A 16762-nucleotide genomic window follows, 5' to 3' on the forward strand; every position below is an offset into this window, starting at 1 on the left:
TCTATTCGCCTTTTCCGATAAAGGAGTCCTGCACCCTTTTCCAAAACGGAAAAGGACGGAATCTTGCAAATCTGACTTTTTCATTTGCCACACGGCATAGAATGGACTTGACATCCTTATGCAGCAAGGTTAAATGATCAATTGTGACTTGAAAGTCGACGTCGTTTCTCGGTTTGATGACACAGTTATGATGATCGGGAAGCAAAAGCGGCGAGCCGACAGTCCTGAACACTCTGTTGTTGATGGATGCCATTTCCGCAAGCTGTATCGCTCTGATGGAAGGGTGGATGATCGCGCCGCCTAACGCCTTATTATAAGCCGTGCTTCCGGAAGGCGTGGACAGACATAAACCGTCCCCCCTGAACGTTTCAAACAGCTGGCCTTTAATTTCCACGTCAGCGACGAGACTGCCTTCTATGCTTTTGATCGTACATTCGTTCAAAGCCAGATACCGCTCCTCACGCTCTTCATCATGATAAGTGACAATCACCTCAAGAAGGGGATACTCCACGGTATGATACGGCGTTTTGGCAATAGCCAGAACGAGCTTTTCTATCTCCTGCGGAACCCAATCGGCATAAAAACCCAAATGCCCCGTGTGAACTCCGACAAACGCCGTTTTATCGAGACGGTCGCTGTACCTGTGAAATGCGTAAAGAAGCGTTCCGTCACCGCCGACGGAAATCACGATTTCCGGCTCTTTTTCATCCAAGGTCATATCAAAATCGAGTAAATACGCCTGTATTTTGCTTTTCAGTGTATCTGAAACCTCGTCTCCTTTTGAAGAAACGGCAAATTTCATGCCATTCCCCTCCTTTCCTACTGGCGGTCTCCCGCTTTTTTCTTTCGCGAGAACGCGGCTTGGGCTTCCTGGATTTCTCCGCGGATTTCTGACATTTCTTCATCGAGCCGGGATGCGGCTTCTGAGGCCCGCTGCAGCCTCAGCTTTACTTTTTCGGGAATGTTCCCGCTGTATTTGTAATTCAGTGAATGCTCAATGGTTGCCCAAAAGTTCATGGCAAGCGTCCGAATCTGTATTTCCACAAGAACGTGCTTTTCTCCGGACGTTGTTTGTAAAGGATATAAAACGACAAGGTGGTAAGACCGATATCCGCTTTCCTTATGCTCTGCTATGTAATCCCGCTTATCGACAACGGTAAAATCTTTTCTGGCAAACAGCATATTTTTGACGATCTGGATATCATCGACGAATTGGCACATAATACGCAGCCCCGCGATATCCTGCATCGTTTCAATCTGATGAAGCGGTATGCTTTTTCGTCTCGCTTTTTCAAGTATGCTCGCCACCGGCTTCACGCGGCCTGTCACAAACTCAATCGGTGAGTGGTCATCTTCATACTCATAAAGGGTTCTGACGCCTTTCAGCTTCACCTTTAATTCTTCAACAGCCTGGCGGTATGGCGCTAGAAATTGCTCCCATTGTTTGTCATCCATCGTACATCCCCCAATTCCGAACCTGTTCTAAAGAAATACGCTTTTCACTTTTTCTTCCATATCTCCGTAGTTTGCATTATCTTTAATATTTTCAAGAAGATAATCGAGTTCTTCATGCAGCCCTGAAAGTTCAACCGTTTTTCCGCCGGCCTCAAGGACCGCCGGTTTTCTTTGGTCTAAGGCTTCTTTCAGATCCGGCCAGATATGTTCTTTTATAATGACATATTCAAAAGAGTCAGCTGATTCAAGTATGTATACAAAAGCAAAGTGATCGGAATCAACAAGCATTTGACCTGAGGCTTTGCGTTCCGCTCCGCTTAAGTCCTCTCCGCACTTCAAGCGGAGCGCGTCTTCTGTTAATGATGCATTTTGGATTTCAATTCTCTTTTGCATAATGTTCTCCTTTTTTAACAAAGTACAGCATTTATTTTATCATATCAAGGTCGATATTGATAAACGTAACCTCTAAAGAGATAATGGGAATTATACAATTTTTCGTCCTGAAAGGAAGACTGTCATGACCCAAGAAATAGAAATTGAATTCAAAAACCTGCTGACAAAATCAGAATTTCTGAAGCTGAGTGAAGCACTCTGCATGAAAGAACATGATTTTAAACAGCAGGTCAATCATTATTTCGACACGAAAGATTTTTCCCTGAAACAAAAAAAATCAGCACTCCGCATCCGAGAAAAAGACGGCGCGTTCGTTCTGACGTTAAAAGAGCCTGCCGCGGTCGGTCTGCTGGAAACCCACCAAGAGCTTGCGGCACCTGATCTTGACGTCTTCAAGATTCCGGATGGCCCCGTCAAACGTCAGCTGGAAGGTCTCGGAATCAACTCAGAACACATTTGCTATTTCGGAACGCTGTCGACCGCACGCGCGGAAAAAGAATCAGAAAAAGGCTTAATCATTTTAGATCACAGCCGATATTTAGAGAAAGAAGACTTTGAATTGGAATTCGAAGCTGCTGACTGGGATGAAGGAAAACGGGCGTTTGAACAATTGCTCAAGCAATTCGGCATCCCAGAGCGGATCACGAAAAATAAAATCCAGCGTTTTTATGAACAGAAACAAAAAAAGGTGGAATGACACAGTGAATATCACGAATTGGGCGGCCCTTCTCCAGCTGCAATCAATGGCGCTGCAATCAATCTCTCATACAAGCACGGCTTCAGGCGGACAATCTTCAGAAAGCCCGCTTGCAAATTTCAGCGCGCTGCTCAGCCAGTATACGGACACAGCCGTCCGGCAGCAGCCGGAATCAGGAATTTTAAACGGTGTGCGGACCGCTCACGCTTCATATTCACCGAGAATTCCCGTTTCATCCGGCTCCGCGGCTGCTTCACAGACCGCTTCCCCGGGCATAAAGTCTCCGGATGCGGCTTCTGATATCAGCACCGGAAACTTTTCAATAGACAGCGCCATTCAGAAAGCGGCCGAAAAATACGGAGTGGACGAAAAGCTGATCCGCGCGGTTATTAAACAGGAATCAGGCTTTAATCCGAAAGCGGTCAGCGGTGCGGGGGCAATGGGACTGATGCAGCTCATGCCTTCCACGGCAGAATCACTCGGGGTGTCAAACCCGCTTGATCCCGTCCAGAACGCTGAGGGCGGCACAAAGTACCTAAAGCAGATGCTCACGAAATACGACGGAAATGTATCTCTGGCGTTAGCCGCCTACAACGCAGGCCCCGGCAACGTAGATCGGTACGGAGGCATTCCGCCGTTTAAGGAAACACAGCAATATGTCAAAAACATAACCAAACAGTATTACGCGTAAACCAGAGAGGCTTCCTTCGCCCTCTGGTTTTTTTGCGGAGTGAAATCTTACACATGAATGAAGGCGATGTGATATGATATGAAATACAAGCGCCTGACAGAAAGGCACTTTGTTTGTAGAAATAAAATGTTATTGCTAAAATATACAGTAACTGAAGATAGTAAAACTGAAAGATAAATTCGCAATGGGAATTATGATTCCTATTAGCCATATAAAGGAGTAGTCAACATGGGACAATCGTTTAACGCACCATATGAAGCGATTGGAGAGGAACTTCTATCGCAACTTGTTGATACTTTTTATGAGCGTGTCTCGTCTCATCCCTTGCTGAAGCCGATATTTCCAAGTGATTTGACTGAAACGGCCAGAAAACAAAAGCAATTTTTAACCCAGTATTTGGGCGGACCTCCTCTTTATACTGAAGAGCACGGACATCCCATGCTCAGGGCAAGGCATCTCCCCTTTCCGATTACGGACGAGAGGGCTGATGCGTGGCTAAGCTGTATGAGCAAAGCGATGGATCAGGTCGGGCTGGAGGGCGATATTCGTGAATTTCTGTACGGGCGTCTGGAACTGACGGCCAGGCATATGGTAAACCAGTCAGAAGCGGAGGATCGATCATATTGACGAATTATCAGCATGAGCAATACTTCGCCCATTGCCACGGACATCCAAAAAAACCGCTCGAAATTTACATGTTTGTCGACCCTTTATGTCCTGAATGCTGGTCGCTGGAGCCCGCCATAAAAAAATTAAAAATCAAATACGGTCGTTTTTTTACGCTGCGGATCATTGTTTCCGCGAGCATTACATCGCTGAATAAGCAAAAGCGGAAAAAACACCTCCTTGCCGAAGCTTGGGAAAAAATTGCGAACCGTTCCGGGATGCCCTGTGACGGAAGCCTTTGGCTTGAGCAGGATCAGCCTCTTTCATCGCCCTACCTTGCCGCACTCGCTTTAAAAGCGGCCGAACTGCAGGGAAGAAAAGCGGGCATTCTGTTTCTCCGCAGCATGCAGGAAAGCCTGTTTGTTTCCAAGCAGAATATTACGGATGAAGACGTTCTTTTAGAAATTGCCGAAAAGACGAAATTGGATGTTGAAGAATTCAAGCGCGACCTCCATTCGCAAAGCGCGGTAAAAGCGCTTCAGTGCGATATGAAAATCGCGGCGGAAATGGATGTCACCGTCAACCCGACATTGACGTTCTTTAACAGCCTGCATGATGATGAAGGGCTGAAGGTTCCCGGCAACTATTCTTATGACGTGTACGAAGAGATCTTATTCGAAATGCTCGGGGATGAACCGAAGCCTTCTGAAACGCCGCCTTTGGAATGTTTCATTGAATATTTCCGGTTTGTCGCATCGAAAGAAATCGCACTCGTTTATGATTTGAGTCTAGAAGAAGTTGAAAAAGAAATGAAAAAACTGGCATTCGCCAAAAAGGTCGCCAGAGTGGAAGCAAAGCACGGTCTGTTTTGGAAGTCTCTTTCCGGCACCCAGGAGGATGTCACCTGTTGTGATCATTAAAAAAAGCTGATTCCTTACGGAGCCGGCTTTTTTTGTGCAAATAAAGAAACCGCGCCGGGATAAGCGCGGTTTCATATGTCTTAACGACAACAAAGGGGATGGGAGAAATTTTTCACGGTCAAACAAAGGGGTAATGTTTGTTTGTGATCAATTTCACATCCTTATCATATCAAATCTTGTCGAGTTTTGACAAGCCATAAGATTAATGTTCATATTTTTGTCACAAAACATAACTGACTGCTTGTTTTCATAGAATATATCAAAGAAAAACAAGGAGGGAAATCAATGCTCCGCACCGTATTGATCATCGGAATGATTGTGTTTTTCTTCTTTTTAAACCTGCTGGCCATGATGCACATGCTGCCGATTTACATTACATCTCCCCTGCTGTTTCTGTCCATATTGTTTGCCCTGTATCGGCTGAATCACAGAAAAACGTTTAAAGGGTTTTAAAAAAAGCCTGCGCATCTTATGCACAGGCTTTTTTGAACTACGAAGGGTTCACTTTTGAAAGAAGCTCTTCCATTTCGTTCAGTTTCTCTTCAAACATTTTGCAGGCCGCCTCGATCGGTTCAGGCGATGTCATATCGACTCCCGCTTTTTTCAGTATGTCGATCGGATATTCCGAGCTTCCCGCTTTTAAGAATTCGGTATAGCGCTCCACCGCAGGCTTGCCTTCTTTTAAGATCTGGCTGCTCAGCGCTTGGGCCGCACTGTAGCCTGTCGCATATTGATACACATAATAATTGTAATAGAAATGCGGAATTCTTGACCATTCCAGACTGATTTCTTTATCAATCACCATGTTGTCACCGAAATACTTTTTATTCAGATCATAATAAAGTTCGTTCAGCAGTTCAGGCGTTAGCGGCTCGCCTTCCTGCGCTTTCGTATGAATCAGATGCTCAAATTCAGCGAACATCGTCTGTCTGAACACTGTGCCTCTGAATCCTTCAAGCATGTGGTTGAGCAGGTACAGACGCTGTTTTTCATCCTTTAAGCTGTTCAGCATATATTCACCGAGCAGCGCTTCATTGGTCGTTGAAGCGACTTCAGCGACAAAAATGCTGTAGTTACCGTACGGATACGGCTGATATTTTCTCGTATAGTAGCTGTGCACGGAATGGCCGAACTCGTGAACGAGCGTAAACAGATTATTGACATTGTCATGCCAGTTCATCAAGATGTACGGATTCGTGCCGTATGTACCGGACGAATAAGCACCGCTGCGTTTTCCTTTATTTTCGTATATATCGACCCAGCGGTTTTCAAGTCCTTCTTTTAAAATAGACGCGTATTCCTCGCCCAGCGGAGCAAGTCCTTTGAGCATATACTCTTTCGCTTCCTCATATGTGACCTTCATTCCCGAATCTTTTACGAGCGGTGTGTAAAGGTCATAAATATGGACTTCATCAAGGCCGAGAACCTTTTTCCGCAGGTCAATGTAACGGTGTAATAACGGAAGATGTTTATTGATCGTTTTAATAAGGTTATCGTAAACTTCTTCAGGGATGCTGTTATTGGATAAAGCCGCTTCCCGTGCTGATTTATACTTTTTCACACGGGCGTAAAAATTATCTTTTTTCACAGTGCCGCTGAGTGTAGTCGCCATCGTGTTTTTATACTGTCCGTATGTTTTATATACGGCTTCAAATGCGTTTTTGCGGACTTCACGATTGCTGCTTTCCAGGAAATTAATAAAGTTGCCGTGTGTGATTTGAGTTTCCTTGCCGTTTTCATCTTTAATCGACGGAAACGTAATATCGGCGTTATTTAAAACACTGAATGTATTGGAAGGCGACGACAGCGCTTCTGAGGCTTCCGCAAGCAGGGCCTCTTCTTGTTCGCTCAGCACGTGCGGACGCTGTTTTGTAATTTCTTCAATTGCATGGGAGTAAAGTTTAAGCTCCTCTTTTTCCAGAATAAACTGGTGCAGCTTGTCCTCCTGAATCGCCAGAATTTCCGGTTCAATGTAAGCAGTCGCGCTGGCAGCCTGGGAATACAGGCTTGCGGCTTTGTCGTTCAGCCCTTGGTAGAAAGAATTTCCCGTATCCTGGTCTGAGCGCATATGCGCGTATGCATAAAGTTTCCCAAGGCGGTTCGTCACTTCATCCTGTGCCGTAAGCGCCGCGTATAAATTATCAGCCGAATGAGCAAGCGTGCCTTTAAAAGAAGATAAATTCGGGATTAATTCTTTAACTGCTTGAAATTCTTTATTCCAGGCCTCATCACTAGGAAAAATATCCTCTAGTCTCCATGTATGCTCTGCCTTTACTTCACTTCTGTCAGGCAGCTGTGCTGCTTTATTTTCCTCAGTCATGGTGATCCCCCTCGTTTTCTTTACTTCAAGCCAATTGAAAAAACGATTGTTTCTCCAAAAACTTGTGTTGTGATTATCTTCCGGCTTTTCACTGCCTTTTGTCAAATCATATGCGGCATATAAGACCGAGCATACCAATAATACAGTGAAAAAACGAAAACAAAATGCTTGTACGCCCCTCACATTCGCCACCACCTTGACGTTAGGGTGAACGAAATGAAGCATTCTCATTCCCCAAAAAAGAGCAGATCCCGCCGGCGCAGCTCTTCTGCCGTTTGAGGGAGCTTCCGTTGAGATGAGGGCATATATACTTCATTCTCAATTTCCCTTAAAAAATCCTGCAAGCATAAGAAATCAGCATATTGTTTTACCGCCATTCTGATAAGGCTATCTTGTGAACCATACCGCATCCGGATCTCCTTACGCCTGATTTTTTGCCGCAAATCATGAACCATGCCGGTTAATCGGATCGGCGCGCCTTTTTTAGAAAGTTCCGCAAGCCGCAAGTATAAATGGCTCTGCCACACAAAAACGGGACTTGCAAACACAAAGCCCGCTGAAACGGGAATAAACACTTCAGAGGGGAGAAATGGAAATGCAACCTGATGTCTTTCGTAGAAAAGACGCCGGATAAGACCGGCATCTTCAGATAAAAACCGCCCGCTTTTGTTTCGGAAGCCGGCTACGGCACGTCCCCACGAGGGAAGTCTGACGCTGTGCCGCCCTTCCGGATGACAAATGTCTTTCAGGTTTGCTTTGTGAAGAGGGATTGTGGTTAAGCCGGCATAAGAATAGCCGGTGTAAAACGGAGTGATGGAATGCAGCCTGTAAAAGGAGCGGGCGTCGGGGCAGTAAAACAGTAAGGAGGAAAATGAATGGACTTCAAAGAACTGCCAGTGAAAAGCAGAAAGCCGGAAAAATTGCGCGGCCATCCGTTTTAACCGTTTTGCCCCGATGATCCAGACCGGCCGGTACCCGGCGTTTTTCAGGCCTGCTGTCCGGCTCTTTAAAGAGTCCGCCGAAAGGTTCGCACATTGAAATTCAAAAGCCAGCCTCTCTTCTCCGCTTTCCGCCGTCAAGTCAGGCCGCTGTCCAACGGAAGTCAGATACGGTTCCAGGCTGACGCTGCACCCTTGTGTCTTTAGCCAGAGAAAAAGCTGCCTTTTTCCTTCCAGATGGTATTCGCTTTCAGGTTCGGATTCCCCTGGACACAGCCTGCTTTTTTTATGAGCGAAGTGCGGCAGTTTCTCCCGTCCCAGTTTGATATCAAGTTCACTTTCGCAAACGGGGCAGAACCAGCGTTTCTTTCTCAGCTCCGCCGCTTTTTCCTTTGAATAGCTTCCGGCCAGCTGAATGAGCCGTCCGTCGGCAGTCACAGCACTGAACATGTTGCATCTTCTCCTTTCCTGAATCTTGTTGTATTCAGCAGGAAGAAGATATAATCCTGTTTGCGGATGAGAGCCGTTATACGGTTTTCATCCGTTCATCCTGTCATTCAGAACAAAAAAAACCGATTTCTGCTGAGAGAAATCGGTTTGTTATGATGCAAAGTGTTTTTTTATTGTATATAACGCATGATCAGCGATCACCAATTTGCCGTATTCTTCAAGACGGTGAATGCTGACTGATGATTCGTGCGCGTACTCCAACAGGATGCTTAGCTGATTTTCAACCTCTTCATCAGTTTGCTCATAAAAATCTGCATATAAATAATATCGGTCTTCAAACGAATACAGGGTCGTTTTGATTCCGTTAAGATTCAATTTTGATAGCGAGATGAGATCCTCAAAATCATCGAACCGCAAAGTGAACTGAAGCTTTTGCTCCTTATCTTCCCGGCTCTCGGCCTGCTCTTCTTTCTGGAAATCATCAAGTAAAGCATCGAGATTTTCATCTGCCGGCTCTTGTTTTTTATCTTCCGGGATCGGCAGTTCGAGTTTTTGTCCATCCTTGGAAAGCTGGGCTTTTGTTACGATTATTTCCAGTCCTTTGTCCAATGCCTGAACCTGAATCCAAAGAGGACCCTCGACAGCGAATTCCTCTTCATCATGCACTTCATCCATGACTTCCCAGAACAGTTCTTCACTGCGCTCGCGATTGTACCAGATTTCTTCTCTGTCAAAACCGCGATCTTCAATATCACCATAAGACATATAAAATTTTACAGTATGCTCATTAATTCTTTCTATTTCCATTTTGCCAACCTTCCCTTCTTTATAAGATGTTGAAGGGACATCTAAGCTCCCGATGAATAGTACTTTACTACACTTTACCCATTCCGTCCACATCTTAACCTTATAGAAGACAGCGCAAATTCTTTATATTTCTATTTTATGATAAAACAGTTATAAAAGAAATAAAAAAGCATTTTCACACCGAAAAACAGGCTTTCTCCCGGTTCCCATCATAAATAGCGCACTTCTTCATATATTAGCTGTACAAGCAATCGATCTATAAGCGAGGTGTTACCATGCCGCACGATTACCTGCTGTCCCTTCTGCTCATTATCGGAATTGACCTTATTCTCGGCGGTGACAATGCCGTCGTCATCGCGATGGCCAGCCGGAATCTGGCCCATAAACAAAGACAGCAAGCGATCATCTTCGGAACGTTTATCGCAGTCGTCTTGAGAATCGTTCTGACGAGCGCTGCGGTCTATTTATTGAATGTTCCTTTTTTGCAATGCGCAGGCGGGGTATTTTTATTGTATCTCGGCTATCAGCTTCTGATTGAGAAGAAAGATACGCAGCATGTGAAAAGCAGTTCTTCTCTTTGGAAAGCCATCCGCACAATCGTTATGGCTGATATCTTTATGTCGCTTGACAATGTCATCGCAGTAGCCGGCGCTTCTCACGGTGAGCTGACACTTGTAGTGATCGGTCTCTTCATCTCGGTGCCGATTATCATTTGGGGCAGCAAGCTCGTTCATGCCGCCATGGACAAAATGCCTTTATTGATGTACGCCGGAAGCGGTCTTCTCGCATTTACCGGCGGTGAAATGATTGCCGGAGACAGCAAGCTGTCATTTTTCATGGCAGAACACGGCATTATACAAATGACGCTGCCGATTTTGACCGTCGTATTTGTTATCCTCGCCAGTATGATTTACCAACAGACTGAAAAATAACAAAAAGCCCAAACCGCGATGGTTTTGGGCTTTTTCCATGCTTATCGTAAGCTTATATCAGTTGGCAAGACGCTGTGCTTCTCTTAATTGGAAAGAACGCACTTTTCTTGGCAGGAATCGTCTGATTTCATCTTCGTTATAGCCGACTTGCAGACGTTTTTCATCAATGATGATCGGACGGCGGAGCAGTCCCGGATGCTCATTGATCAAAGTATATAAGTCTTGAAGCGGCATAGATTCAACATTTACGTTCAGTTTCTGGAATACTTTAGAACGGGTAGAGATAATTTCATCCGTACCGTCTTCAGTCATACGCAGAATCTGCTTGATCTCATCAATTGATAACGGCTCGGAGAAAATGTTTCTCTCTACAAACGGAATCTCGTGCTCTTCAAGCCAAGCTCTTGCTTTTCTGCATGACGTACAGCTAGGTGATGTGTATAATGTAACCATTAATCTTCACTCCTCTAATTAGTAGGATGAACATGTTTGTATTCTCAAATTGAAATGACTTTAAAAAAGGAATCTTTATAGGTATTATACTATAAAAAAGTAAGTGTGAACAGTCTCCTGAGAAAAAAATGTGTCAATCCGGCAAATTTACGGCCGGCGGATGTTTCCCCATTCTCAATTAGCTCAGCTGATCGAAAATGTTTTTTCGTTTTTTCTCATCAATGACTTTGAGAACTTCATCCGTTTTTTCGTATGATTCTCCGTACCATTTTTCATCTTTATAAGTGTGAATGTTTTCATATGTCTGTTTCATTGCTTCAAACATTTCTTCTTCTGATTCCGTCTTAGGTGACCAGTACAGAATCTCCATTTTGTTCACTTCATTCGTAGCCAATGACCGGCGCCGATACCCGATTGACTGCGCGTGCTTGAAATGCTCTCTTTGATAAAAACGCAAGCGTTTCTGTGTATCCGTGTCATCCTCGTCAACAGGCTCCACCTCAAGCAGAATCGGCTTGTTTTTCTTTTTCAGCCTGCCGATCAGCTTGCTTCCGAGGCCTTGTCCTCTGGATTTCTTTGACACAAACAGGTAATCAATAAAGATGAAAGAGTCAAATTCCGCATACATCAGCACGTGGTACTGCCCCTCTTCTTTATGATAAACATCGCTTTGCTCCTTTAACAGAGCTTCCATATGCGCTTTTGATTTCATTTCTTCAATCGGAAAATATTCACTCAGCTTTTCGTACCAGTTCATTCATTTGCTCCTTATGGGTTCGTTGTCTTCACACTTTTAGATATACCCCATTTCCGATTGTTTAAACAATCTTACATCTATTAAGACGTGTGATCCTTTAACATGGTTTCAATTTTTTTAAAATGGTGTGTAATCGACGTTTTTGGTATAGCGGTTTGCCGCGTCCCACAATAAAAATTCGTCAATTCCTTCATCATGCAGCGCTTTAACCTGGTCTTCCACCTGGCGTTTTCCGTACTTTTGATAATTTCCGCTGCCGAGATATGATGCCGTGAAGTCCTGAAGCCACGGACGCGATACAGGCGGGTGTTTCAGCTTAGACAGTTTTTTATGTTCCACCTTCGCGTATTCTTTGACGACTTTGTAAGGCTCAAGATCCGGTTTATCAATGCCGAAATAGCTTGTCCAATGGCTCGGATAAATCATGGATGAAATGACATCGACCTGTTCTGAAATTTTGCTGAAATTCTGGCCGATCCCAGGCGCTTCCGGCAGCGTGGCTGAATAGCCGAAAATATCAACCGACACATCCGCGCCGTACGGCTTGAGTTTTTTCTTCGCATAACCGACAAAATCGGTGACGGCGTGAACGCGTTTTTGCACATTGCTATCTGCTGTTTTTCCGTAATCGCCGTGACCGTATGTCAGTTCGTCATCACGTTTTTCAAATCCTTCAGGAAAACGGACATAATCAAACTGAATTTCTTGAAAACCCATCTTTACGGCTTGTTTTGCAATCTTTACATTGTAATCCCATACTTCTTTCATAAACGGATTGACGAACGATTCGCCGCGGCCGTTTTTCCAGACACTTCCGTTTTTTTCTTTAAAGGACCACTCCGGCTTTTTGTTCGCGAGTTCGCTGTCTTTAAATACGACAATACGCGCGATCGGATAGATCTTTTTTTCCTCCAGCTTTTTCATCATCTTTTTTGGGTCTTTGATGTACGGCTTGGCGATTTTGGCATACTCAGAATGGCCGTCCGGCTTAAAGGTGAGGTTTCCGTTGTCGTCCTTGACATCAATCACCATTGTATTGAGCTCCGTTTTGTCCACAAAGTCTGTCAGCTCTCCGAATTTGCTTCCTCCCGCTGAATGCCCTGTGACGTAAATGCCCCGCACCTTATCAGGATGTGAAAAATGCAGCCCTGACGGATAAGCGAACCGTGCATTTGATTTCGGCAGTTCTTTTTCGGCCAGCGCTATTTTTACAAGCGGCTGCTCCTCTTTCGCAGCGGCGTGGGCCGGATAAGCGGCTGCACTGATAAACAGTCCCGCACAAATGGCGCACAAAATGGTTTTCATACTGATCTCCCCCTTTTTTTCCATTATAGAAAAACGGGAGCAGGCTTAATAAACTTGAATGTGCGCAAAAAAATCCTCCAAGACTGAGTCTTGGAGGATGATACGTTTATAGATAGGTTTTAAATTCAGCTTCAGTGCACATAACAAAATGTCCCGGTTTCACTTCTCTGAATTCCATCTTTTCTCCGTCTTGCAGCTGATGAATGGACGGATCGTATTTCTTTCGCGTGCGATTTCTTTCATAGTCCGGATCAGGGAGCGGGATAGCGGACAGCAATGATTTCGTGTATGGGTGAAGCGGGTTTTCGTAAAGCTCATCCGCCGGCGCAAGCTCCACCAATTTTCCGAAATACATGACGCCGATGCGATCGCTGATGTATTTGACCATTGATAAATCATGGGCGATAAACAGGTAAGTGAGCCCTTTTTCTTTCTGCAATTCTTTCATTAAATTGACGACTTGCGCCTGAATGGAGACATCAAGCGCCGAAATCGGTTCGTCCGCGATGATAAACTCCGGATCAACCGCCAGCGCTCTGGCGATTCCGATACGCTGGCGCTGTCCGCCCGAAAATTCATGCGGGTAGCGGTTGGCGTGCTCTTTATTTAAACCGACCGTTTCCAGCAGTTCGTGAACCCGCTGCATCCGCTCTTTTTTCGTTTTTGCCAGGCGGTGAATATCTATTCCCTCGGCAATAATGTCGGCGACTGTCATTCTCGGATTTAAAGATGCGTACGGATCCTGGAAAATCATCTGCATTTTCCGGTTAAACTCCAGCAGCTTCTTGCGGGATTTTTTCCCGTGGACATTTTCCCCGTTAAAGAGAACTTCCCCGCCGGTTGCCTCATACAGCCGGATAATGCTGCGGCCTGTCGTTGATTTACCGCAGCCTGATTCTCCGACAAGGCCGAGCGTTTCGCCTTTATAAATATCAAATGACAAATCATCTACGGCTTTTACCGTTCCTTTCTGCGTGAAAAAATGCTGTTTTAAGTGTTTGATTTCGAGAAGCTTCTCAGTCATTTTTTTCACCTTCCTTCATTAAAACAGGATGCTGATACGTATTCGGAAGCTGACGGATTTTAGCCTTCACCGCTTCAGGCGGCTCGACCTTAGGCGCATCAGGATGCAGAAGCCACGATTTCACAAAATGCGTATCAGACACTTTATACATCGGCGGTTCCTGTTCAAAGTCAATTTTCATCGCATATGAGCTGCGGAGCGCAAATGCATCCCCTTTCGGAGGGTTCGTCAGATCAGGCGGCGTGCCCGGGATGGCCGTCAGTTTTTCCTGATCGGTGCTGTCCAGGCTAGGCATTGAGGCAAGCAGCCCCCACGTATACGGATGGCGCGGATCATAAAAGATTTCATCCACCGTGCCCGATTCGACGACCTGACCCGCGTACATGACAGCGACCCGGTCGGCGACATTGGCGACAACGCCGAGATCATGCGTGATAAAAATGATAGACGTATCAATTTTCTTTTGCAGATCTTTCATCAGCTCAAGGATCTGTGCCTGAATCGTCACATCAAGAGCTGTTGTCGGTTCATCGGCAATTAACAGTTTCGGATTTGCCGCAAGCGCCATCGCGATGACGACACGCTGTCTCATCCCGCCTGAAAATTCATGGGGGAATTGGCCGATCCTTTTTTCGGGCATCGGAATTCCGACGAGATCAAGCAGCTCTATGGCGCGCTTTTTCGCGGCTTCACTTGAGATTTTTTCATGTTTGAAAAGCACTTCCGTAATTTGTTTGCCGACTCTCATCGTCGGGTTCAGAGAGGTCATCGGATCTTGGAAAATCATTCCGATGTCCTTTCCCCTGATGGCCTGCATTTCTTTTTCAGACATCGGCACGATATCGCGTCCGTCAAAAAGAATCTGTCCTCTTTTAAAGTAGCCCGGCGGCATCGGGATCAGCTTCATAATCGCTTGGGAGGTCACACTTTTTCCGGAACCTGACTCCCCCACGATCGCAAGCGTCTCTCCTTTATTCAAATGGAAATTCACGCCGCGGATTGCCTGTACCTCTCCGCCGTATGTTTTAAATGAAATGGCTAAGTCTTTTACTTCTAGCAAACGTGTCACTCATATCACTCCTTATTTGCGTAACTTAGGATCCAGCGCGTCTCTTAACCCGTCGCCGACAACGTTAAAGCCGAACATCGCCAGGCAGATAAAGCCGGCAGGGAAGAACAGACGCCAAGGGTAATAGGTTAATGCAGGCAATCCGTCTGAGGCCATCGTTCCCCAGCTCGCAAGCGGCGCAGGTACGCCGAGGCCCAAATAACTTAAAAACGCTTCTGTAAAAATCGCCGTCGGAACCGTCAGTGTCATCGTTACGAGGATAGAGCCCATCGCGTTCGGGACGATATGCTTAAACAAAAGCCGGCCGGTTTTGGCGCCGAGTGTCTGTGAAGCAAGCACATACTCCTGATTCTTTAATTGCAGCACCTGTCCGCGGACGATCCTCGCCATATTGATCCAGCCCGTGATCGTCATGGCGACGATAATGGTCAGCAATCCTTTCGGCAGGACAACCATCAGCAAAATAACCATTAATAATGAAGGAACAGCCCACAGAATGTCGGCGATGCGCATCATCACTTCATCTGTGCGTCCGCCGCGGAATCCGGAAATGCTGCCCCAGATTACGCCGATTAATAAATCAAGCACGGCAGCTGCAACACCGATAAAGATAGAAATCCGCGCGCCCACCCATGTCCGGACGAATATATCCCTTCCAAGGTCATCCGTGCCGAACCAATGATCTTTCGACGGCGCTTTATCCGCATTTAATAGATTGGTAGTGGCATAATCATACCTTGAAAAGACAGGCGCAAAAATCGCCATCAGAATAATAAGAACGATCAGTACGAACCCGACCATCGCAAGCTTATTGCTGCGGAAGCGGAGCATGGCGTCTTTCCAGAGGGAAAGGCTTTTTTTATTTATTTTTTCGGCATCGCCGGCATTAGCTGAAGCTGGTTCAAACATATTTTTAGGAATGTTCTGCATGGTCTAGGCTCCTTTCTTTGCTTTGGAAAGCTTGATTCTCGGATCGATTAATCCGTACAGCACGTCTACAATTAATACGCATAAAAGCAGAAGCACGCTGAAGAACACGGTAACTCCCATAATGACCGTATAATCACGGTTTGTAATGCTGTTTACAAAATGCGCGCCTAAACCGGGAATTCCGAAAATGGATTCAATGATGAAACTTCCCGTTAAAATGGATGCCGCCATCGGCCCCATATATGTCACGACCGGCAAAAGCGCGTTTCGAAGCGCATGGCGCACGGTGACTGACGGACGGGAAAGTCCTTTAGCTGTTGCAGTCCGTATGTAATCGCTGTTTAACACTTCAATCATGCTTGAACGGGAGAGTCTGGCAATGAACGCCATCGGCATGGAAGCGAGCGCAATAGAGGGCAGAAAGGTGTATGCCCAGGATTCCCACCCTGCGACCGGGAACAGTTCTAATTTAATTGAGAAAATATATTGCAAAATCGTCGCCAATATAAAGCTCGGAACTGAGATCCCAAAGATCGTTAAAATCGCAATGGTATAATCCTGCCATTTATTATGGTACAGGGCAGCAAGCACCCCGAAAAGCACACCGAACGCTAAAGCGAGGAGAATAGCTTCTGCACCGAGAGTGAATGAGACGGGGAAGCCTGAATTGATTAAATCATTAACACTTTGGCCTTTATATTTAAAAGAAGGTCCGAAGTCCCACATCGCCACAGATTTTAAGTAGCTGACATATTGAACGAAAAGAGGCTTGTCCAGGCCATAGTGTTCGTTTAAGTTTGCCTCAATTTCAGGCGGCAGCTTTCTTTCGCCGGAAAATGGTCCGCCCGGCGCTGCCTGCATTAAGAAGAATGTGGCGGTCACAATCACAAACAGCGTGATGATCATGTAAATGAATCGTTTACCGATATATTTCAGCAAGGTGAACACCTCCATGTTTTTTACAATTTTATACTTAATCAGTAAGAAAGGTATATGGGGACATCCTCCCCATATA

Annotated in this window: 19 protein-coding genes and 1 pseudogene; 6 read left to right on the plus strand and 14 right to left on the minus strand. The window is 45.6% G+C overall.

Annotation, left to right across the window (positions count from 1 at the left end; translation table 11 throughout):
- Position 1: 1 nt before the first annotated feature.
- From ABK447_RS14725 to ABK447_RS14735, 3 genes are read right to left on the minus strand one after another with little or no spacing between them, the layout of a single operon-like run.
- Positions 2-802 carry an NAD kinase gene (locus tag ABK447_RS14725; RefSeq protein ID WP_003155018.1) on the minus strand — a complete coding sequence of 267 codons (801 nt, stop codon included), beginning with the start codon at positions 800-802 and terminating at the stop codon, positions 2-4.
- 17 nt (positions 803-819) lie between these two features.
- Positions 820-1455 carry a GTP diphosphokinase gene (gene yjbM, locus ABK447_RS14730; protein ID WP_003155019.1) on the minus strand — a complete coding sequence of 212 codons (636 nt, stop codon included), beginning with the start codon at positions 1453-1455 and terminating at the stop codon, positions 820-822.
- 27 nt (positions 1456-1482) lie between these two features.
- A complete protein-coding gene (locus tag ABK447_RS14735) occupies positions 1483-1848 on the minus strand; it encodes a hypothetical protein (RefSeq protein WP_003155020.1) in 366 nt (121 codons plus the stop codon).
- Positions 1849-1972: 124 nt separating this feature from the next.
- On the opposite strand from ABK447_RS14735, the gene ABK447_RS14740 reads away from it, so the two are divergent.
- From ABK447_RS14740 to ABK447_RS14760, 5 genes are all read left to right on the plus strand, one after another.
- Positions 1973-2545 carry a CYTH domain-containing protein gene (locus ABK447_RS14740; protein WP_014417426.1) on the plus strand — a complete coding sequence of 191 codons (573 nt, stop codon included), beginning with the start codon at positions 1973-1975 and terminating at the stop codon, positions 2543-2545.
- Positions 2546-2549: 4 nt separating this feature from the next.
- Positions 2550-3236, plus strand: coding sequence for a lytic transglycosylase domain-containing protein (locus tag ABK447_RS14745; RefSeq protein ID WP_007409105.1), 687 nt, complete (start codon positions 2550-2552; stop codon positions 3234-3236).
- Positions 3237-3464: 228 nt separating this feature from the next.
- A complete protein-coding gene (locus ABK447_RS14750) occupies positions 3465-3863 on the plus strand; it encodes a thiol management oxidoreductase (protein ID WP_003155023.1) in 399 nt (132 codons plus the stop codon).
- Positions 3860-4762 carry a protease adaptor protein SpxH gene (spxH, locus tag ABK447_RS14755; protein WP_032874464.1) on the plus strand — a complete coding sequence of 301 codons (903 nt, stop codon included), beginning with the start codon at positions 3860-3862 and terminating at the stop codon, positions 4760-4762. Before ABK447_RS14750 ends, spxH begins: the two co-directional genes overlap by 4 nt.
- A gap of 285 nt (positions 4763-5047) precedes the next feature.
- The gene (locus tag ABK447_RS14760; RefSeq protein ID WP_003155026.1) at positions 5048-5215 is read left to right on the plus strand and encodes a hypothetical protein; all 168 of its coding nucleotides are present in this window, start codon (positions 5048-5050) and stop codon (positions 5213-5215) included.
- Between the two features lie 37 nt (positions 5216-5252).
- On the opposite strand, the gene pepF is transcribed toward ABK447_RS14760, so the two are convergent.
- The 4 genes and pseudogenes from pepF to ABK447_RS14780 all read right to left on the minus strand — a co-directional run.
- Entirely contained in the window at positions 5253-7082 is a 1830-nt protein-coding gene (gene pepF, locus ABK447_RS14765) for an oligoendopeptidase F (protein WP_094031915.1), read from the minus strand.
- Between the two features lie 227 nt (positions 7083-7309).
- Positions 7310-8470, minus strand: a complete 1161-nt coding sequence (locus ABK447_RS14770; protein WP_069006905.1) for a competence protein CoiA family protein — start codon at positions 8468-8470, stop codon at positions 7310-7312.
- Positions 8471-8620: 150 nt separating this feature from the next.
- Entirely contained in the window at positions 8621-9277 is a 657-nt protein-coding gene (gene mecA / locus ABK447_RS14775; RefSeq protein WP_003155032.1) for an adaptor protein MecA, read from the minus strand.
- A pseudogene (locus ABK447_RS14780) lies at positions 9260-9370 on the minus strand (adaptor protein MecA); the annotation flags it as partial. The gene mecA and the pseudogene ABK447_RS14780, both read right to left, overlap by 18 nt.
- Before the next feature lie 182 nt (positions 9371-9552).
- Between ABK447_RS14780 and ABK447_RS14785 the strand changes: the two are divergent.
- Complete coding sequence (locus ABK447_RS14785) at positions 9553-10209, plus strand: TerC family protein (protein ID WP_015239570.1); 657 nt, start codon at positions 9553-9555, stop codon at positions 10207-10209.
- Positions 10210-10266: 57 nt separating this feature from the next.
- Here ABK447_RS14785 and spx read toward each other — a convergent pair whose 3' ends face one another.
- From spx to ABK447_RS14820, 7 genes are all read right to left on the minus strand, one after another.
- The gene (gene spx / locus ABK447_RS14790) at positions 10267-10662 is read right to left on the minus strand and encodes a transcriptional regulator Spx (protein ID WP_003155034.1); all 396 of its coding nucleotides are present in this window, start codon (positions 10660-10662) and stop codon (positions 10267-10269) included.
- 178 nt (positions 10663-10840) lie between these two features.
- Positions 10841-11419 carry a GNAT family N-acetyltransferase gene (locus ABK447_RS14795; protein ID WP_007409110.1) on the minus strand — a complete coding sequence of 193 codons (579 nt, stop codon included), beginning with the start codon at positions 11417-11419 and terminating at the stop codon, positions 10841-10843.
- A gap of 117 nt (positions 11420-11536) precedes the next feature.
- Complete coding sequence (locus ABK447_RS14800) at positions 11537-12724, minus strand: putative glycoside hydrolase (RefSeq protein WP_015239569.1); 1188 nt, start codon at positions 12722-12724, stop codon at positions 11537-11539.
- 106 nt (positions 12725-12830) lie between these two features.
- Complete coding sequence (gene oppF, locus ABK447_RS14805) at positions 12831-13748, minus strand: oligopeptide ABC transporter ATP-binding protein OppF (RefSeq protein ID WP_015239568.1); 918 nt, start codon at positions 13746-13748, stop codon at positions 12831-12833.
- Positions 13741-14817, minus strand: coding sequence for an ABC transporter ATP-binding protein (locus ABK447_RS14810; RefSeq protein ID WP_003155039.1), 1077 nt, complete (start codon positions 14815-14817; stop codon positions 13741-13743). Before ABK447_RS14810 ends, oppF begins: the two co-directional genes overlap by 8 nt.
- 12 nt (positions 14818-14829) lie before the next feature.
- The gene (gene oppC / locus ABK447_RS14815; protein ID WP_007409113.1) at positions 14830-15747 is read right to left on the minus strand and encodes an oligopeptide ABC transporter permease OppC; all 918 of its coding nucleotides are present in this window, start codon (positions 15745-15747) and stop codon (positions 14830-14832) included.
- A gap of 3 nt (positions 15748-15750) precedes the next feature.
- Positions 15751-16686, minus strand: coding sequence for an ABC transporter permease (locus ABK447_RS14820; RefSeq protein WP_015239567.1), 936 nt, complete (start codon positions 16684-16686; stop codon positions 15751-15753).
- Positions 16687-16762: the final 76 nt, after the last annotated feature.

This window comes from Bacillus sp. hwrm1, assembly GCF_040207805.1.
Lineage (GTDB): Bacteria > Bacillota > Bacilli > Bacillales > Bacillaceae > Bacillus > Bacillus velezensis.